The organism is Neobacillus cucumis (assembly GCF_016908975.1).
Taxonomy (GTDB): domain Bacteria; phylum Bacillota; class Bacilli; order Bacillales; family Cytobacillaceae; genus Neobacillus; species Neobacillus cucumis.
The window spans coordinates 72,658-89,120 of sequence record NZ_JAFBEX010000018.1 but is presented as its reverse complement, the minus strand read 5'-3'; the positions used below and the strand labels follow the sequence as shown (position 1 = coordinate 89,120).

The following is a 16,463-nucleotide window of genomic DNA, read 5'->3' as shown; positions in this document are numbered from 1 at the left end:
CATAGGGGCACCGATCGAGGGTAAGTTGGCAGTAGCATTGGCAAGTAAATAAAACAGCAATGTGTACTTAATTATAATGAAAGTAGGGAATTCATTTGCCAAAGAATATGTTTTTTAATGCACACCATTCACCAATTGGAGCATTTTCAAGTTTTACACTAGGGTTTTATGGAAATGGAGGCGGTTTGGATTTAGAACTTGGACGCTCTCCTCGGAAAAATGTATATGTAGGTGTGGAATCTTTAGAACGTGAGGGGATTTATGAGGCACTTCCTTTCTTTGATGTAGAAGATGATGAAAGTAAGCGCTATGACATTGAAAATATGGATCCCAATCCAGATAAACCACGTATTATTCTTCCTTATTTGAAAGAAGAAATCAAACGTAATTTCCAATTGGGAACAGATACTTGGAAGGCGGGAGATTTAACTTTCACAATCTATACTCAGGTTCAATCAGTTCCTGATCCAGCTGCTGCATCAGACGAAGAGTTGATGAAAACATTAATTCCGGCTGTTTGGGCGGAGCTTACCATTGATAATACAAATGGAACGAAAACGAGACGTGCCTTCTTTGGATATCAAGGGAGTGATGCATACAGTTCCATGCGCCGCCTGGATGATACATGTGATGGAATTGCCGGGATTGGACAAGGGCGTTTAACCGGTATTGCAACTAATGATTCTGAAGTAAAATCAGCTTTGCACTTCAGTTTGGAAAATATTTTAACAACGCCTTTTGAAGAAAACTGGGCATTCGGTTTAGGACCGGTTGGTGCATTGATTATGGATGTTCCGGCAGGGCAAAAACGAACCTATAAATTTGCCGTTTGCTTCCACCGTTCCGGATATGTGACTGCCGGAATGGATGCATCTTACTACTACACAAGATATTTTCCTAATATCGAAACAGTAGCAGCGTTTGCATTAGAAAATTTCGATGAATTTGCAAATCGGGCAAGACAAGCAAATAGCTTGGTAAGTGACGCGGCTCATTTATCAGAAGATCAAAAGTTTATGATGATTCATTCGATTCGCAGTTATTATGGATCTACACAACTGCTTGATGCAGAAGGCGAACCTTTCTGGGTAGTAAATGAAGGCGAATATCGGATGATGAATACCTTTGACCTGACTATTGACCAGATCTTCTTTGAACTAAAAATGAATCCGTGGACGGTCAAAAATGAACTGGACATGTTTGTTAAACGCTTTAGCTATGAGGATAAAGTTCGTTTCCCTGGGGATGAAGCAGAATATCCGGGCGGGATTAGCTTTACTCACGATATGGGAGTTGCTAACACAGTTTCTCGTCCGCATTATTCTTCCTATGAGTTATACGGTTTAGATGGATGTTTCTCACATATGACCTATGAGCAGCTTGTAAACTGGGTATTGTGTGCGTCAGTTTATGTAGAACAAACAGGGGATGTTCAGTGGTTAAACACCAACTTAGATGTTTTTGTACGCTGCTTTGAAAGTATGATAAACCGCGATCATCCTGAAGCGGATAAGCGTGATGGAATTATGGGATTGGATTCATCACGTGTTATGGGTGGAGCAGAGATTACAACTTATGACAGTTTAGATGTCTCTCTTGGCCAGGCGAGAAATAATATTTATTTGGCAGGAAAAACTTGGGCCTCATATGTGGCTTTAGAGAAGTTATTTAGAGAAAATGATTTTGCTGAACTTTCTAAGCAGTCAGGAGAGCAAGCTCAAAAATGCGCTGCGACTATTGTTTCTCATGTAACCCCAACTGGCTATATTCCTGCAGTGATAAAAGAGGGAAATGATTCAAAGATTATTCCTGCAATTGAGGGATTAATTTTCCCTTACTATACCAACAATCATGATGCATTAGATCCAAATGGACGTTTTGGAGCCTATATTCAAGTATTGAAAACACATCTAGAAACCGTATTAACTGATGGGGTATGTTTGTTTGAAGATGGGGGCTGGAAGATTTCATCTACAAGCAACAATTCTTGGTTAAGCAAAATTTACCTGTGTCAATTTATTGCGCGGGAGATTCTCGGATGGGAATGGGATGAAAAAGGAGCTAAAGCAGATGCGGCTCATGTGGCTTGGTTAACTCATCCGACTTTATCGGTTTGGAGCTGGAGCGATCAAATTATCTCCGGTGAAATTGCAGGAAGTAAGTATTATCCTCGCGGAGTAACCAGTATTTTATGGCTTGAAGAAGGTAAAAAAGATCTACGTTAATTTGTCAAAGTGTGCTGGCAGTATTGTTACTCCAGCACATTTTTAAGTACGACTAGTTATAGAGCTCTTTAGTACTTTTGGAGAACGATGAATAGGCTAATCTATATGGTTAACAAATTTAGTCCTATCCGCAATTATTTGAGTCTTGGATCAGCTGCAGGACATATGGTTTTGGCGAGGGCAGTATTGAAAAGATCGGTTTCGATTAGAACCGAGCCTAACTAAATTTGAAAGGAAAAATTAACATGAAAATCATTCAAGAAAGCTTTGGTCAAATTGACAATCAAACTGTTTTTTCGTATACATTGGTTAACGATCATGGGTTAGAAGTAACCGCAATCAATTATGGATGTATTATAACTAAAATTGTTGCTCCTGATAGAAACAAAAATTTTGAAAATATTGTCCTTGGCTATGATACATTAAACGAATATGTAAAAGATTCTTCTTACCTTGGTGCCATTGCTGGCCGTGTGGCTGGAAGGATTAAAGACGGTTCATTCGAACTTGATGGAACTGAGTATTTACTTGCTAAAAATGATCATGGTAACCATCTGCATGGGGGAATAAAAGGATTTAATAAGGTCTTTTGGGATGCAGAAATCATTGAGGATGGAGTCCGTTTTTCGTATAAAAGTCCCGATGGTGAGGAGGGATACCCTGGAAATTTAATTGTACAAGTTACTTATACTTTAAATAACAACAACGAATTAACCATTGAGTATGCAGCCCAAACAGATAAAAAAACGTTAGTGACCGTTACCAATCATTCTTATTTTAACTTAAGTGGAAATTTAAAAAGGGATATTTTAAATCACACCTTAAAAATACAGAGTGATCGATTTTTAGAGCTTGATTCTGAATTTATTCCAACGGGCAAGTCTATTCAAGTAGAGGATACTCCATTTGATTTTACAAGTGAGAGGGCAATAAACACTGGAGTAACATCCACATATGCGCAAAATGTGTTGGTTGGGGAAGGGTATGACCATCCATTCCTATTAAAAACCAATAAGGATAAGGAAATTAACTTGAAGGATCCTGAAAGCGGGCGTACTCTAACGATTGAAACAGATGAGCCAGCGGTGGTTGTTTATACGGGTAACTCATTACCATCTGAAGGTGAATTTTGTGGCATAACGTCTAGGAAATATCTTGGAATTTGCCTTGAGACTCAAGGTTTGCCTGACGCTGTACATCATCCCCATTTTCCAACAGTGATTTTAGATAAGGGCGAACAGTATTCTTCTAAAACAGTATATCAATTTGGGATTGAAGAGAATTAAAAATAGGAGATGTTGACATGAATTATCGTGAATTGGGGAATTCAGGGATAAAGATTAGCGAAGTCAGCTTTGGAACTTGGGCGATTGGAGGTGCATGGGGTAAGACCAGCGATGAAGAAGCATTGAAATCATTAGAGTATGCAATGGAGCAGGGTGTGAACTTCTTTGATACAGCCGATGTATATGGCGACGGCCATAGCGAAGAGTTATTGGCGAAGGCAACTAAGGGTAAGGAAGATCAGATTTATATTGCAACAAAGTTTTGCCGTCAGGGAGACATTTTTGACCCGGTAAATTACAGCTATGAAAAAGTAAGTTCCTACTGTGAAGACAGCCTACACCGTTTAAAACGGGAAGCCATTGATTTATATCAGATCCACTGCCCGGCTACAGAGGTTTTAAAAGATGGCAAAGTATTTGAAGTGCTTGACCGGCTACAGCGCGAAGGGAAAATTCGTCATTATGGGGTAAGTGTGGAAACAGTGGAGGAAGGTCTTATTTGTTTAAACAACCCTAATGTAAAAAGTTTGCAAATTATTTTTAATATTTTTCGCCAGAAGCCATTAGAAGAATTAATACCTGAGGCAAATAAAAAAGGTGTTGGCCTCCTTGTTAGATTACCGCTTGCCAGCGGACTGCTAACAGGGAAATTCACGCAAGGTCATGTCTTTGAAGAGGACGACCATCGCCGCTTTAACGAAAATGGAGAGGAATTTAATGTAGGGGAAACGTTTGCCGGACTTGGATTCCAAAAGGGTGTTGAATTAGCCGATCAGTTAAGGTGGATTGCAGAAGGCAGGCCGTCTATGGCCAGTGCGGCACTTCGCTGGATTTTGGATTGTAAAGAGATTACTTGTATCATTCCTGGTTTTAAGAATATAAAGCAAGTCGAGCAAAATCTTACAGCATTGGATACTAAACGTTTCTCTAAAGAAGAAATGCGAAAACTCCAAAGTTTTTATGAAGAAAAAGTAAAGGAATCTATTAGAGGACCTTATTGATTTTGAAAATAAAGGGTAGCCAGGCATAGGTATCCACCTAAAGTGTTTTAGTAAAAAATCTGTCTTTTCATAATGTGTACCCCGTTGTAAAGGACATTTATAAAAAATCCTAGGCAGATTTAAGAAGATGAGCTCTGTATTGAAGGAGGCCACTGAAAAAGTCCAATATTTAATAAAGACAGTTGAAAGTTCAATCTAATGAACTTTCAACTGCCTTTTTACTTTATAATATTGGTATCAAATGTATGTAGGCGGTATCCAAGTGATTTCAAATCAAGAATCTCTCAACTTTAGCCCATATATAGCTTTAAACGATATTGTTGTACCAAAGGATAATATGCTTCGAAAAATTAATGAGCTTGTAGTCTTAACTTCATACGTATCCCAAAAAAAGATATGTTAAATTTATTCTAAAGTTAGTTAGTTAAATAAACCAACAAAGGGGTAAAGTTAACCATATGGTGGTTTATTAAAACTCAGCAATTAGACCAAAAGGAATATATAAAGGAGTAATTTCGATTGACTAAACAAAGTTTGATTAATGAGGTAAATACTTCTGAAAAAATGATTGCGGTTACATTTGATGATGGTCCCAATCCCGTTTATACAACGCAACTGTTGGATATTTTTTCTGAAGTACAAGGTAAAGCGACCTTTTTTATGATTGGCGAACAAATGAATCGACATCCAGAAATTGTAAGGAAAGTATATGAACAAGGCCACGAAATCGGAAATCACACATATTCACATGCTAAAATGACCGAGTTAGCTGAAGCCGAATGCGTAGAAGAAGTTATACGGAATGAGCAATTAATATATCAACTGACTGGTCAAAAGCCGGTTGTCTTACGACCTCCATATCTTGATTATAACCATGAAACTGTTTCATTCATGCAGCAAAAGGGATACCCCATGATTGGAGCACTTAATCTAGAAGCGCATGACTGGGAGATGCCAGGGGTCAATCATATCCTATCCAAGTCGAGAGAATGTGTAAAAAATGGAAGTATATTAATTTTCCATGATGGATATGGCGACCGTTCACAATCTATAGAAGCTGTTCGGATCCTTGTTTCCGAACTTAAATTTCAAGGTTATCAACTTGTAACTGTAAGTGAACTGCTAAGAATGGAAAATTAGAATAAAAAAAGCTCTCGTTTGAAGGGCAAAAACCAAAGATTACTAGCCCCCCAAATAGAAATGCCAATCCAAAGCAAGTTCACATGAGCAAGCCTTGTATTCACTATTAAGGGCGTAAGCACCACTCATTGAAAATTTATTCAAGCAATAAACCCCTTTTCACTTAAAGCTGTTTACTCCATTATTCGGCTCATTTTGGAAAAACTATTCTATTATAAAAGGGCGATTATGAATGTTCTCAAGATTAAAAAAATGGAACACATTACGTAACCAAATACTGGTGGTATTCCTGTTTGTCATGGCCATTGTTTTATTAATAGTGGGTACTTTAACATTTAATCAAGTATCTACCATGCTCAAAAATAATGCAGATAAGCAAATCAAACAGACAGCAGTTGAAGCAAACGGCAGACTTGGATCACTATATGAACAAATCGATACTGCCTCAAAACTTATTATGATGAATAATAATGTACAAACAACCTTATTAAACGAATATGAAGGAATCCAAACTTCATTTGCTCAACGTCAACAATTAATGGGGATTGTGAATATGATTCAAGCGAACTCGGAAGGAATTTTTTCTTTTGAGCTTTATACAAGTAACCGCAAACACCTATTACCATTAGATGATAGGAATTTAACTACTCGAGTTAGTGAGAAATGGATTCAACAAGTGGATGCAGCAAAAGGCCGGTTGGTCTGGATAGGAAAGGATCCGGATAATCCAGACAATCTACTAGCTTTAAGAAGGGTTAATTTATTGGACCATGGATTTAATAAGGGCGGTTACCTCCTTATTAGGATATACCGCAACTATTTTCAATTTACAAATCAAGAATCCGATAATAACCTGGATCAGTATTCCATTTTATTGGATAAAAACTATAAACCCATTCTTTCAAACTATGATGGGGCTCTTGAACCAATTATAAAGAACAACATCCAGACCATTTTCTTAGATAAACAGGAGTATATGGTTACGAAACAAATTTCCAATGAAACGGGGTGGACCATTATTATATTAACCCCGGTTAACGATCTTACTAAGGGAATTAATGTATTGCGAATGGGGATTATATTTTCCGGAATTATTGGTTATTTTATTTATTTCATTTGTTCATTATTTTTATCAAATATCATTACTAGGCCTATTTTAAAATTAACGAAAACGATGGAGCGGGTCAGTAATGGAACGTTAACGATGGCACCAAAAGTACTTTCAGCAAATGAAATCGTTGAACTAAACAGCACTTATAACCATCTTGTTAAAGAAATCAATCATTTGATTGAGATGGTTTATCAAAAAGAAATTATCCGCAGCCAAAGTGAGTTAAAAGCACTTCAAGCACAAATAAATCCTCATTTTCTTTTTAACACCCTGGACGCTCTTCGTTGGTCACTTGAGGAAAAAGATGAAGAGGAACTGTCAGAGCTTGTAGTTGCTATGTCCAACTTATTCCGTTATACGATTACAAAAAAAACGGATGGGGATTGGGTGACGATTAAAGAAGAGATTCAACATATTGTTGACTATATTGAAATCATGAAAATGCGATTTGGTGAGCATGTAAATTGGAATTTGAACTTATCTCCCGAGTGGGAGCATGTAAAGATACCAAAATTGCTGATCCAGCCATTAGTTGAGAATGCAGTTCTTCATGGGGCCGGGAATACTGTGGAGAATTGTACGATTACAATTTCCATTTATCAGGATGCCGATAAAGATTACCTTCAGATTCTTGTTCAAGATGATGGTCCAGGGGTAGATGAAGAAAAATTGGTTTTTATTAAAAAATCAATAGAAACTGGGGAGAGGACTTCTGAAAAAGGAAGTGGAATGGCTTTATCCAATGTTTACAAGAGGCTCCAATTGTATTATCAAGATCGTTTAAAACAGGGACTAACAATTACAAGTGAGGTTAATGTCGGTACAACTGTATCATTTATCATACCGGTCAATGGAGGGGAAACATGTTAAACGAAAAAACAATTTTAATCGTTGATGATGAACCAAGGACTCTGCAAGGGCTTAAAAGGACATTGGATAAATGGGCAAATGGTGAATTTAATGTTCTTACCGCCTCTAGCGGGGAAGAAGCAATTGAACTGATGCATAATCAAAAAGTTCACATTCTTATTAGTGATATCCAAATGCCAGAAATATCCGGGCTGCAATTATTGAAAAGAATCAAAGAACATATGATTTCACCTGTAATCATTATGGTTTCGGCTTATTCTGAGTTTCAATATGCCCAAGAAGCTCTTCGACTGGGAGTTATTAACTATTTACTAAAACCCATCGGTAAAAATAATTTAATCGAGGCCGTGGAAGAGGCAGTTCAAGTTGTGGCGAAGAAGGAAAGGATGGGAATTATTGAAAGGGTTGTGGATAATAAGCTCATCGATATAAATAAGCAAAGCTCCACTGCCCATGAAACAATTCGTGAGGCGATGGCTTTTATTAATCATCATTTACAGGATGAGCTGACTCTGAAAGAAGTGGCTGAATATGTTCATTTAAATCCGAGTTATTTTAGTGTCTTATTTAAGGAACATGCCAAAGTAACGTTTAGTGAATATGTTACCAGACGGAGAATCCAACGAGCTAAAGAATTGTTGATCGCTACCAACCTTCCAATTGCGGAAATTGCGGAAGAAGCGGGGTATAAAACGGCAAAATATTTCATCAAGATTTTTAAGGAATTGGGGGGAGTAACTCCAAGTTCATTCCGAAAAAACAATGTTGAAAAGAATCTTGCTAAATATTAGAGTACTTTTCCTAAGCTTTACGCCTTAGAACCTGTAAATAAAACACTAGAAACATCTACTTGAAAGGTTTAAGGGGGGAATTCCTTGTTAAAAGTGAAAACAATTTTAATGTCGATGGCATTGTTTCTTCTCGTAGCTGTGCTACTTACAGGGTGTCTTTCTTTCAGTTCTTCATCTAAAAATGAAAACGATATAAGCGGACGTAAGACAGTAATCAAATTTATGTATATTTGGCCAAGTGGCTCTCAGCATATACTTGTAAACAACATCATCAGTGATTACGAAAAACAACATCCAAATGTAAAAATTGAAACGGAAATTTTAGAAACTGATCAATATAGAGCCAAGCTTAAAGTTTTAGCGGCTTCGAATGAATTACCTGATGTTGGAATGACTTGGTCGGACGGTTTTCTTAAGCCTTACACTCAAGCTAACTTGTTTACACCATTAGATCATGTTATAAATGCAAATTTTAACAAAGTTTTTGTCCCGAATGTGAAAAAATCGTACGATTATCACGGAAAAACTTACGGGTTACCAATGGAATTTAATATATCATATGTGTTTTACAACGAGGACATTTTTAAGAAATATAATCTTCAAGTTCCAAAAACATTTACTGATTTAAAATATATTATTAGAGTATTAAAAAGTCATGGAATAATTCCTGTTACGGTTGGTGCGAAAGATGGCTGGCCAGCATCATTCTGGTTCATGTATCTGGTAGACCGTATTGGAGGACCTAACATTTTAACGGATGTTATTCATGGGAAAGTGAAAATGACCGATCCAGCCATTGTAAAGGCGGCACAAGAAACACAAAACCTTGTGGATATGGGTACTTTTGAGCCTGGCGAGAGTGCTTTATCAAATGATGAAGCAAGGAATTATTTTTTGAATGAAAAAGCAGCGATGTTTTTAACAGCCACCTGGGAATTGCCAAACTATGTAACAAGCCCTTATTTTACATCTGAATTTAAAGATAAAGTCGGCTACTTTAAATTTCCCCTTTATGAAGGTGGAAAGGGGACTAATGTAAATAGTTATGTTGGGGGGCCTGGAGTTGGCTTATTTGTAGCTCAAAACTCCGGAGTGAAGAAACAAGCAAAGGATTTTGCGGCCTTTTTGGTGAAAGAATGGGGAGAAAAATCAATTACTAATGCTGGAATCATTCCGGCAACAAAAGTGGACACAAGCAAGGTAGAGCTCTCTCCAATGTACGTCGATGTCTTGAATGATATAAAAATTGCATCCAATGTAACGACGTACTTCGATATCCAAGCAAGTCCAGGTGTATCAGATTTATACCATCAACTCATGACAGCTTTATTTGAAAAACAAATCACACCTGAAGCTTTTACAAAACAACTGGCAAATGCTCTTGCGAAAGAGCAACACCATATTGGCCGTTCATTTTAAAACATTCAAGACTTCTTGAACTATTTTAATGAAATTGGTTTTTAATGACTATTAATAAGATTAAAACATGGTTTTCCGAGGCTATATAAAACTAATAAAAAATAGCCATCTATTTATCTTCTAAGTGACCGCATTGATGAAAGAATTGAAGTTTGTCCGTAAAAGGATGATAAAGTCCTAAAAAAGCAAGTGGGGAAAATGAGTGTTTTCTCCACTTGCTTTTTTATTGCCATTTAGCTGGCGTCCTTAAACAATTCCCGTTATTGACCATCTTAATGCCGTTTGGCGGAATTACCGCTTGGCTTCGCGTAATAGGCTTAGTTTTGTAGCCAAAAAATCATCCATTTTTGTATAACTAATACTGAAAAAATGTTTATGAAAGGGTTTCCAAAAATAATGGTATTTTTCCTAATCGTTGTTACCTTTTTTTAAAATGTATAACTGATAAACTAAGTATATGAACAAAAGGTACTATAAAAAGATTCAAAAGCAAATAAATAGATGTCAAGCCGGAACCTTTTCCTGATATTGGACAAAAATAGTTGAATATTACCTATTGTGCATTTGTTTAATTTTAACAGTTTTCTAGTTTTTAATCTATAAGAATAAATTTACAAACGATTACAACAAAACAAGTAATCATCCTAAAGGGGGTGAGGTATCAAAATCTATTCCGACGTTTAGAGGGAAATTAAGAAAAATCAATTTATTGTTTGTTTTGTAAGCGATTACCTAAAGTTTTTAGGAGGGTCATTAGATGAAAATGAAGCGCAAAGCATCTTTGGTATTAACCGGATTATTGTCTGTTGGTGTTCTTATGGCTGGTTGTTCCAGCAACTCAGCCACAACTTCAGCAAAATCTGACAGTGGAAATTCAAGCACAGTAGCGGTAAAACCACTTACAGTGGGAGCACCAAACGGAAACTGGCAGGAAAACTTTAACCCATTCGTAACCAATCCATTATATGGAACAATGGGCTTAATTTATCAGCCGCTTTTCATTTACAGTACAGTCAGCCAGGACACTTATCCAGCACTTGGAACGAAATATGCTTGGACAAATAATAACAAAACACTTGAAGTTACATTGCGTAGCGGGGTTAAGTGGTCAGATGGGCAGCCGTTCACTGCTGATGATGTTCTGTTTACTTTCAATACATTAAAGAAATATCCTGCAGCGGACACTTCAGGGATGATGAAGGTTATTACATCTGTTGAGAAAAAGGGAACGGATGTTGTTGATTTCAACTTTAACGAGCGAAACATTCCATTCCAGGAATATGTTTTACAAGCATGTATTGTTCCTGAACATATTTGGGAAAATCTCGGTGACCCTTCAAAAGTTACGATGACAAAACCAATTGGAACCGGTCCATATGAACTTGAAAGCTTCACACAACAAGTTTACAAATTGAAGAAAAACAACACCTTCTATGATAAAGCAAGCTATAAAGTACCAGAAATCGACTTTAAGTCATTTAACTCAAATGAAAGTGCTCAATTGGCACTTGTAAATGGACAACTTGACTGGGCTTCAATGTTTATACCGGACGTTGACAAAGTTTATGCATCTAAGAGCTCTGACTTCCATTACTGGTTCCCAGCAAGTTCAACCATCAATCTATATCCAAACTTAAAGAATTCAATTTTAAAAGATGTGAATGTTCGGAAAGCCATCAATATGGCAATAAACCGAGATAAGATTGCTAAACAAGCTGAATATGGTTATGTACAGCCTCTAAACGTAACAGCTGTTCAGCCTCGTGATAAAGATTTCATTGCACCACAGTATCAAGGCAAACAGTTCAAACAAGATCTTTCAGGTGCAGAAAAACTTCTGCAAGATGCAGGCTACAAAAAAGGCAGCGATGGTATCTATGTTTCTCCTTCCGGTAAGAAACTTAGCTTTACTTTACAAGTAGTAGCTGGTTGGTCCGACTGGATTCAAACCTGTATGTTAGTTGCTCAAGATCTGAAGAAAATCGGTATTGACGTAAAAGTAGAACAACCGCAAATAGGTGCATATCAAGCTAACCTTCAAAGCGGAAAGTTTGACTTGGCAATGGGTTGGACAAACCCAAGTGCAACACCGTACAGAACGTTTAAAGATGAATTAACCAAAACTGGCGGTTGGAATCCTGAAGGCTGGAATGACCCTGCAACAGAACAAGCCTTCAATGATTACAAGGTAACAACTGATCCTGCAGCTCAAAAAGCAGCTATGGCAAAAATTGAAGATGTGGTTGTAAATCAAGCTCCATTTATGCCGTTATTCTACGGTGAAACCTGGTATGAATATTCAACCAAAGATTACACTGGCTGGCCTGATAAAGATAATTCATATGCAACACCTGCAGTATTCTCATGGCCTCAGGCAGCTGTTATTTTGTCTAAATTAAAGCCAGCAGGTAAGTAATTGTATCAAAAGGGGAAGAATCATTCTTCCTCTTCTTTTAAAAAAAAGTAACGACCGTCATTACTTTAAAAATAAAAAAGGAGGGAAGCTCCATGCCATTCATCTTAAAACGGCTCGGTTTCTTTGTTCTATCACTATGGGCCGCCATCACAATCAACTTTATACTTCCTCGAATGATGCCAGGAAATCCTGCGGATATAATGTTTGCTAAGTTTAAAGGTCAATTGGACCCTGCTTCTATGGAAGCGATGAAAAAAGCTTTTGGACTAACAGACAAGCCAATCATTATCCAGTATTTTGAATATTTGAAGGGCCTTTTCACAGGTCAATGGGGATTATCATTTGGCAATTATCCAACTCCTGTTATTGATATTATTAAAAGCAGTCTTCCTTGGACAATTGGACTTGTTGGTCTTGCTACCATTCTTGCTGTTTTCATCGGAACATCAGTGGGCATTTATATTTCCTGGAAGCGGCAGGGCCTTTTAGATAATACATTGCCGATCTTAACAATGGGAATTCAAGCATTGCCTTATTTCTGGGTTGCACTTTTATTCTTGTTTATTTTTGGATTTAAATTAAATTGGTTCCCAATGAATCACGGTTACGATGATGGACTTGTTCCTGGATTCAATTGGACATTTATATCAAGTGTAATTTTTCATGGTTTCCTTCCAGGGTTAACGATTTTACTCGGATCTCTAAGTGGCTGGCTGGTAGGTATGCGTAATAACATGATCAATACTCTTGGTGAAGATTATGTGGTGTTTGCTGAAGCAAAAGGAGTAAGCACATCGCGCCTAATGTTTACGTATGCAGCACGAAATGCCATTCTCCCGCAGCTTACTAGCTTCGCAATCGCTATTGGTAACGTAGTAAGCGGATCTATTTTAACGGAGCAAGTGTTCTCTTATCCCGGAATCGGCGGGCAATTGACAAATGGCGTTCTTCAGGAAGATTATCCATTAATCCAAGCTTCTTTCTTACTGATCGCCGTTGCTGTTCTTGTTGCTAACCTAGTCGTTGACTTGCTTTATAGTCGTTTGGACCCACGCGTAAGAACCGGAGGTACTGATAAATGAGTCTTAATACAGAAATCATTCAAAAAATGCCTGATGCTCCACAAATATATACAAAATCGAAGAGAAAATTGATAGATCGAATTGGGGTTTTAAAACATTTTTTGAAAAATGGTAAAGCATTGATTGGGCTGTTCCTGTTTGCCCTTTTTATACTAATAGCCATTTTCGCAAATTGGATTGCACCCTATGATCCAAAGAATATGAATTTTACACCAAGTTTAAGCCCGACAGCAGCTCATTTATTTGGAACGACTAACACGGGGCAGGACATTTTCTCACAATTTATTTATGGCGCAAGAACTACCATCATCGTAGGTTTTGGGGCAGGTATTATTGCTACTTTCTTTGGATTACTCTTTGGAATAACAGCCGGATATAGAGGAGGTAAAATGGATTCATTTCTTTCTTTCTTAATGAATCTCTTCCTCGTTCTTCCTGGTCTGGCCTTACTGATTGTAATTGAAGCATATGTAAAAAATTCTACTCCTTATACAAACGGTATAATTATCGGTCTTACCGGCTGGGCATGGGGAGCTAGGGTGTTTAGGGCCCAAACCATGTCACTGGCACACCGTGATTTCGTTGTTGCTGCAAAAATGTCAGGTAAATCTGATTTGAATATTATGTTTACGGAAATTGCACCAAATATGATGTCTTTAATTGCTGCTAACGTCATTTATGCAACGTTGGGAGCAGTCCTTGCTGAAGCAGGTCTGGCTTTCTTGGGATTTGAAGATATTAATGCTAATAGCTGGGGAACAATGCTTTACTGGGCAAGCCAAAACGGAGCGATGTTGACAGGTGCCTGGTGGTGGTTTATCCCGCCTGGTCTTGGAATCGGATTGGTAGGTTTGAGCCTGGTATTGATGAATTTTGCAATAGACAGCATCACAAACCCACGTTTAGGATCTCAGAAGAGGAGGAAGCGTCATGTCAAACAAAAATGAGCAACCTGTGCTTGAGCTAAAAAATGTATCAGTTGGCTATGAATCCGTACGCGGAACCGTTCGTGCTGTTAGAGATGTTTCATTAAAAATTTATCGAAATGAAATCGTTGGTTTGATTGGTGAATCAGGATCTGGAAAAAGTACGTTATCCAATGCCATTATGAATCTATTAAAAAACTCTGCAACACTGTTAGGCGGAGAAATTATTGTTATGGGTCAGGACGTCTATAGCCTGAATAAGAGGGATCTTCGCAAGTTTCGCTGGAATAAGATGTCGATGGTTTTTCAAAGTGCTATGAATGCGCTTAATCCAGTACTGACTGTCGAGGAGCAAATTGCTGATGTGTTTAGAGAACACATGCCAAATATGACAAAAAAAGGAATTCATGACAAAGCGGTAGAGCTTATGGAGCTGGTTAGTATTGATCCTAAGCATTTAAAAAGCTATCCGCACGAGTTATCTGGTGGAATGAGACAGAGAATTGTTATCGCAATTGCGATAGCTCTTGAACCTGACCTTGTCATTATGGATGAACCAACTACTGCACTTGACGTTGTGGTTCAAAAGTCAATTTTGGATAAGATAAAAGAACTTCAGCGTAAGAAGGGATTTGCCGTATTATTTATTAGCCATGACTTTAGTTTAGTGGCTGAACTTGCAGAAAAAGTAGCGATTATGTACGCTGGACGTTTAGTCGAAGTCACAAAAGCCGAAGATTTGAATCTTTCTAAGAGACACCATCCCTACACAGAAGGCCTTCTTCGGGCGATACCGGAATTAACAGCAGAAACCGTTAAAATCGAGGGGATACCTGGGAATCCGCCGGATTTAATTAATCTGCCGACAGGATGTGCTTACAATCCTCGATGCAAATATGCGATGGAATCCTGCAAAACTATTCATCCAGTAGAACAAGATCTTGATGGACGTCTAATAGCTTGTCATCTATATAATGAAGATTTTGTAACAAAGGCGGTGAGATAAATGGCAATGAAACAACCAAAACTCAAAAATGATACAGTTGTAGAAGTTGAAGAGCTCGTCGTCACATTTACTGTGCGAGGAGAGTCAGGAAGTCAAACAATCATCCCGGTTGATCATGTTAATTTTTCTATACGTAAAGGAGAAGTTCTTGCCCTCGTAGGTGAATCCGGAAGCGGAAAAAGTACTATCGGCCGTGCGTTGGTACGAATCAATCGTCCAAGCGGCGGAACGATTCGAGTAAATGGAGAAGACGTAACAAATATCAGCGGGAGAAAGCTGAAGGATTATCGAAAAAACGCACAGATGGTATTCCAAGATCCATTTGGTTCTTTAAACCCGGTAAAAACAATTGAAAATCATTTAACTTTTCCGTTAAAAAAACACCAGGGTTATAGGGGACAGGAGCTTTATCAAAAGGTAGGAGAACTTCTTCATAAGGTAGGTTTAACTCCTGTTAATGAAATACGGGTAAAATATCCTTATGAGCTTTCCGGCGGACAGCGGCAACGTTTAGCGATTGCTCGTGCTCTTGCAGTGAATCCAATGTTTGTCGTAGCTGATGAGCCAATCTCCATGTTGGATGTGTCCATTCGGGCCGGTATTTTGGAGTTAATGAACCAATTAAAAGCAGATTTTGGACTTTCATATCTTTATATAACACATGATTTGGCTTCTGCCCGCTATTTTGGGGATCGAATCATGGTTATGTATGGCGGTAAGGTAATGGAAGTGGCAGACTCGAAAGAATTAATTAAGGAACCGCTCCATCCTTACACAAGACTGCTGCTGGCATCTACTCCTGGCAGTCAAATGGACATCGATTTAACGAACTACTCAAACGAACCGCCAAATTTAAATATTGAACGAAAAGGTTGCACGTTTGCTTACAGATGCCCATTGGCCACAGATATTTGCCGAGAGCAAATGCCTTCTCTTTTAGATAAAGGTTTTTCGTCTGATCATTTGGTGGCCTGTCATCACAGTAATTGAATTTGATGAAAACAGAAAATTTACTTGGGGTGACATGATTTTTGATAGAATCATATTTTAAATCCCAATTTCTTTTCCATACCGCAATTTCCATATAACTGGATGCATACAGCAGCATCAAGATGAAAGCTGTAAGGAGCATTTGGTTGATTGTGTTAATTGTGTTATAAACCTCAATATACTATGTTTGGAGTTTTTCT

At 37.9% G+C, this 16,463-nt stretch carries 12 protein-coding genes; all 12 read left to right on the top strand.

Translation table 11 applies throughout. The annotated features are described in order from the left end of the window. Positions 1–95: 95 nt before the first annotated feature. The 12 genes from JOC76_RS21400 (at position 96) to JOC76_RS21345 (ending at position 16,263) form a co-directional block, all read left to right on the top strand. Complete coding sequence (locus JOC76_RS21400) at positions 96–2,225, top strand: glycoside hydrolase family 52 protein (protein WP_205180815.1); 2,130 nt, start codon at positions 96–98, stop codon at positions 2,223–2,225. A 245-nt stretch (positions 2,226–2,470) separates the two neighbouring features. Beyond that, complete coding sequence (locus JOC76_RS21395) at positions 2,471–3,511, top strand: aldose epimerase family protein (RefSeq protein WP_205180844.1); 1,041 nt, start codon at positions 2,471–2,473, stop codon at positions 3,509–3,511. A gap of 17 nt (positions 3,512–3,528) precedes the next feature. Beyond that, positions 3,529–4,512 (top strand): aldo/keto reductase, encoded by a 984-nt coding sequence (locus tag JOC76_RS21390; RefSeq protein ID WP_205180814.1) that lies wholly within the window; start codon positions 3,529–3,531, stop codon positions 4,510–4,512. Positions 4,513–5,031: 519 nt separating this feature from the next. Continuing rightward, positions 5,032–5,652 (top strand): polysaccharide deacetylase family protein, encoded by a 621-nt coding sequence (locus JOC76_RS21385; protein WP_275591391.1) that lies wholly within the window; start codon positions 5,032–5,034, stop codon positions 5,650–5,652. A 232-nt stretch (positions 5,653–5,884) separates the two neighbouring features. Then, positions 5,885–7,633 (top strand): sensor histidine kinase, encoded by a 1,749-nt coding sequence (locus JOC76_RS21380; protein ID WP_205180813.1) that lies wholly within the window; start codon positions 5,885–5,887, stop codon positions 7,631–7,633. Continuing rightward, positions 7,627–8,424 (top strand): response regulator transcription factor, encoded by a 798-nt coding sequence (locus JOC76_RS21375; protein WP_205180812.1) that lies wholly within the window; start codon positions 7,627–7,629, stop codon positions 8,422–8,424. The genes JOC76_RS21380 and JOC76_RS21375 overlap by 7 nt, the downstream gene beginning before the upstream one ends. Before the next feature lie 108 nt (positions 8,425–8,532). After that, positions 8,533–9,843 carry an extracellular solute-binding protein gene (locus JOC76_RS21370; protein ID WP_205180842.1) on the top strand — a complete coding sequence of 437 codons (1,311 nt, stop codon included), beginning with the start codon at positions 8,533–8,535 and terminating at the stop codon, positions 9,841–9,843. Positions 9,844–10,600: 757 nt separating this feature from the next. Next, positions 10,601–12,259, top strand: a complete 1,659-nt coding sequence (locus JOC76_RS21365) for an ABC transporter substrate-binding protein (protein WP_205180811.1) — start codon at positions 10,601–10,603, stop codon at positions 12,257–12,259. A gap of 92 nt (positions 12,260–12,351) precedes the next feature. Next, positions 12,352–13,341, top strand: a complete 990-nt coding sequence (locus JOC76_RS21360; RefSeq protein WP_205180810.1) for an ABC transporter permease — start codon at positions 12,352–12,354, stop codon at positions 13,339–13,341. Further along, a complete protein-coding gene (locus JOC76_RS21355) occupies positions 13,338–14,288 on the top strand; it encodes an ABC transporter permease (protein ID WP_239557873.1) in 951 nt (316 codons plus the stop codon). The genes JOC76_RS21360 and JOC76_RS21355 overlap by 4 nt, the downstream gene beginning before the upstream one ends. After that, positions 14,272–15,273, top strand: a complete 1,002-nt coding sequence (locus tag JOC76_RS21350; RefSeq protein WP_205180809.1) for an ABC transporter ATP-binding protein — start codon at positions 14,272–14,274, stop codon at positions 15,271–15,273. Before JOC76_RS21355 ends, JOC76_RS21350 begins: the two co-directional genes overlap by 17 nt. Next, entirely contained in the window at positions 15,274–16,263 is a 990-nt protein-coding gene (locus JOC76_RS21345) for an ABC transporter ATP-binding protein (protein WP_239557872.1), read from the top strand. The last annotated feature ends 200 nt before the right edge of the window (positions 16,264–16,463 follow it).

Excerpts from the sequence above, each read along its gene's own strand:
- JOC76_RS21395 (WP_205180844.1), top strand. The coding sequence starts at position 2,471 with ATGAAAATCATTCAAGAAAGCTTTGGTCAAATTGACAATCAAACTGTT.
- JOC76_RS21375 (WP_205180812.1), top strand. The coding sequence starts at position 7,627 with ATGTTAAACGAAAAAACAATTTTAATCGTTGATGATGAACCAAGGACT.
- JOC76_RS21350 (WP_205180809.1), top strand. The coding sequence starts at position 14,272 with ATGTCAAACAAAAATGAGCAACCTGTGCTTGAGCTAAAAAATGTATCA.
- JOC76_RS21370 (WP_205180842.1), top strand. The coding sequence starts at position 8,533 with ATGTCGATGGCATTGTTTCTTCTCGTAGCTGTGCTACTTACAGGGTGT.
- JOC76_RS21365 (WP_205180811.1), top strand. The coding sequence starts at position 10,601 with ATGAAAATGAAGCGCAAAGCATCTTTGGTATTAACCGGATTATTGTCT.
- JOC76_RS21345 (WP_239557872.1), top strand. The coding sequence starts at position 15,274 with ATGGCAATGAAACAACCAAAACTCAAAAATGATACAGTTGTAGAAGTT.
- JOC76_RS21380 (WP_205180813.1), top strand. The coding sequence starts at position 5,885 with ATGTTCTCAAGATTAAAAAAATGGAACACATTACGTAACCAAATACTG.
- JOC76_RS21355 (WP_239557873.1), top strand. The coding sequence starts at position 13,338 with ATGAGTCTTAATACAGAAATCATTCAAAAAATGCCTGATGCTCCACAA.
- JOC76_RS21390 (WP_205180814.1), top strand. The coding sequence starts at position 3,529 with ATGAATTATCGTGAATTGGGGAATTCAGGGATAAAGATTAGCGAAGTC.
- JOC76_RS21360 (WP_205180810.1), top strand. The coding sequence starts at position 12,352 with ATGCCATTCATCTTAAAACGGCTCGGTTTCTTTGTTCTATCACTATGG.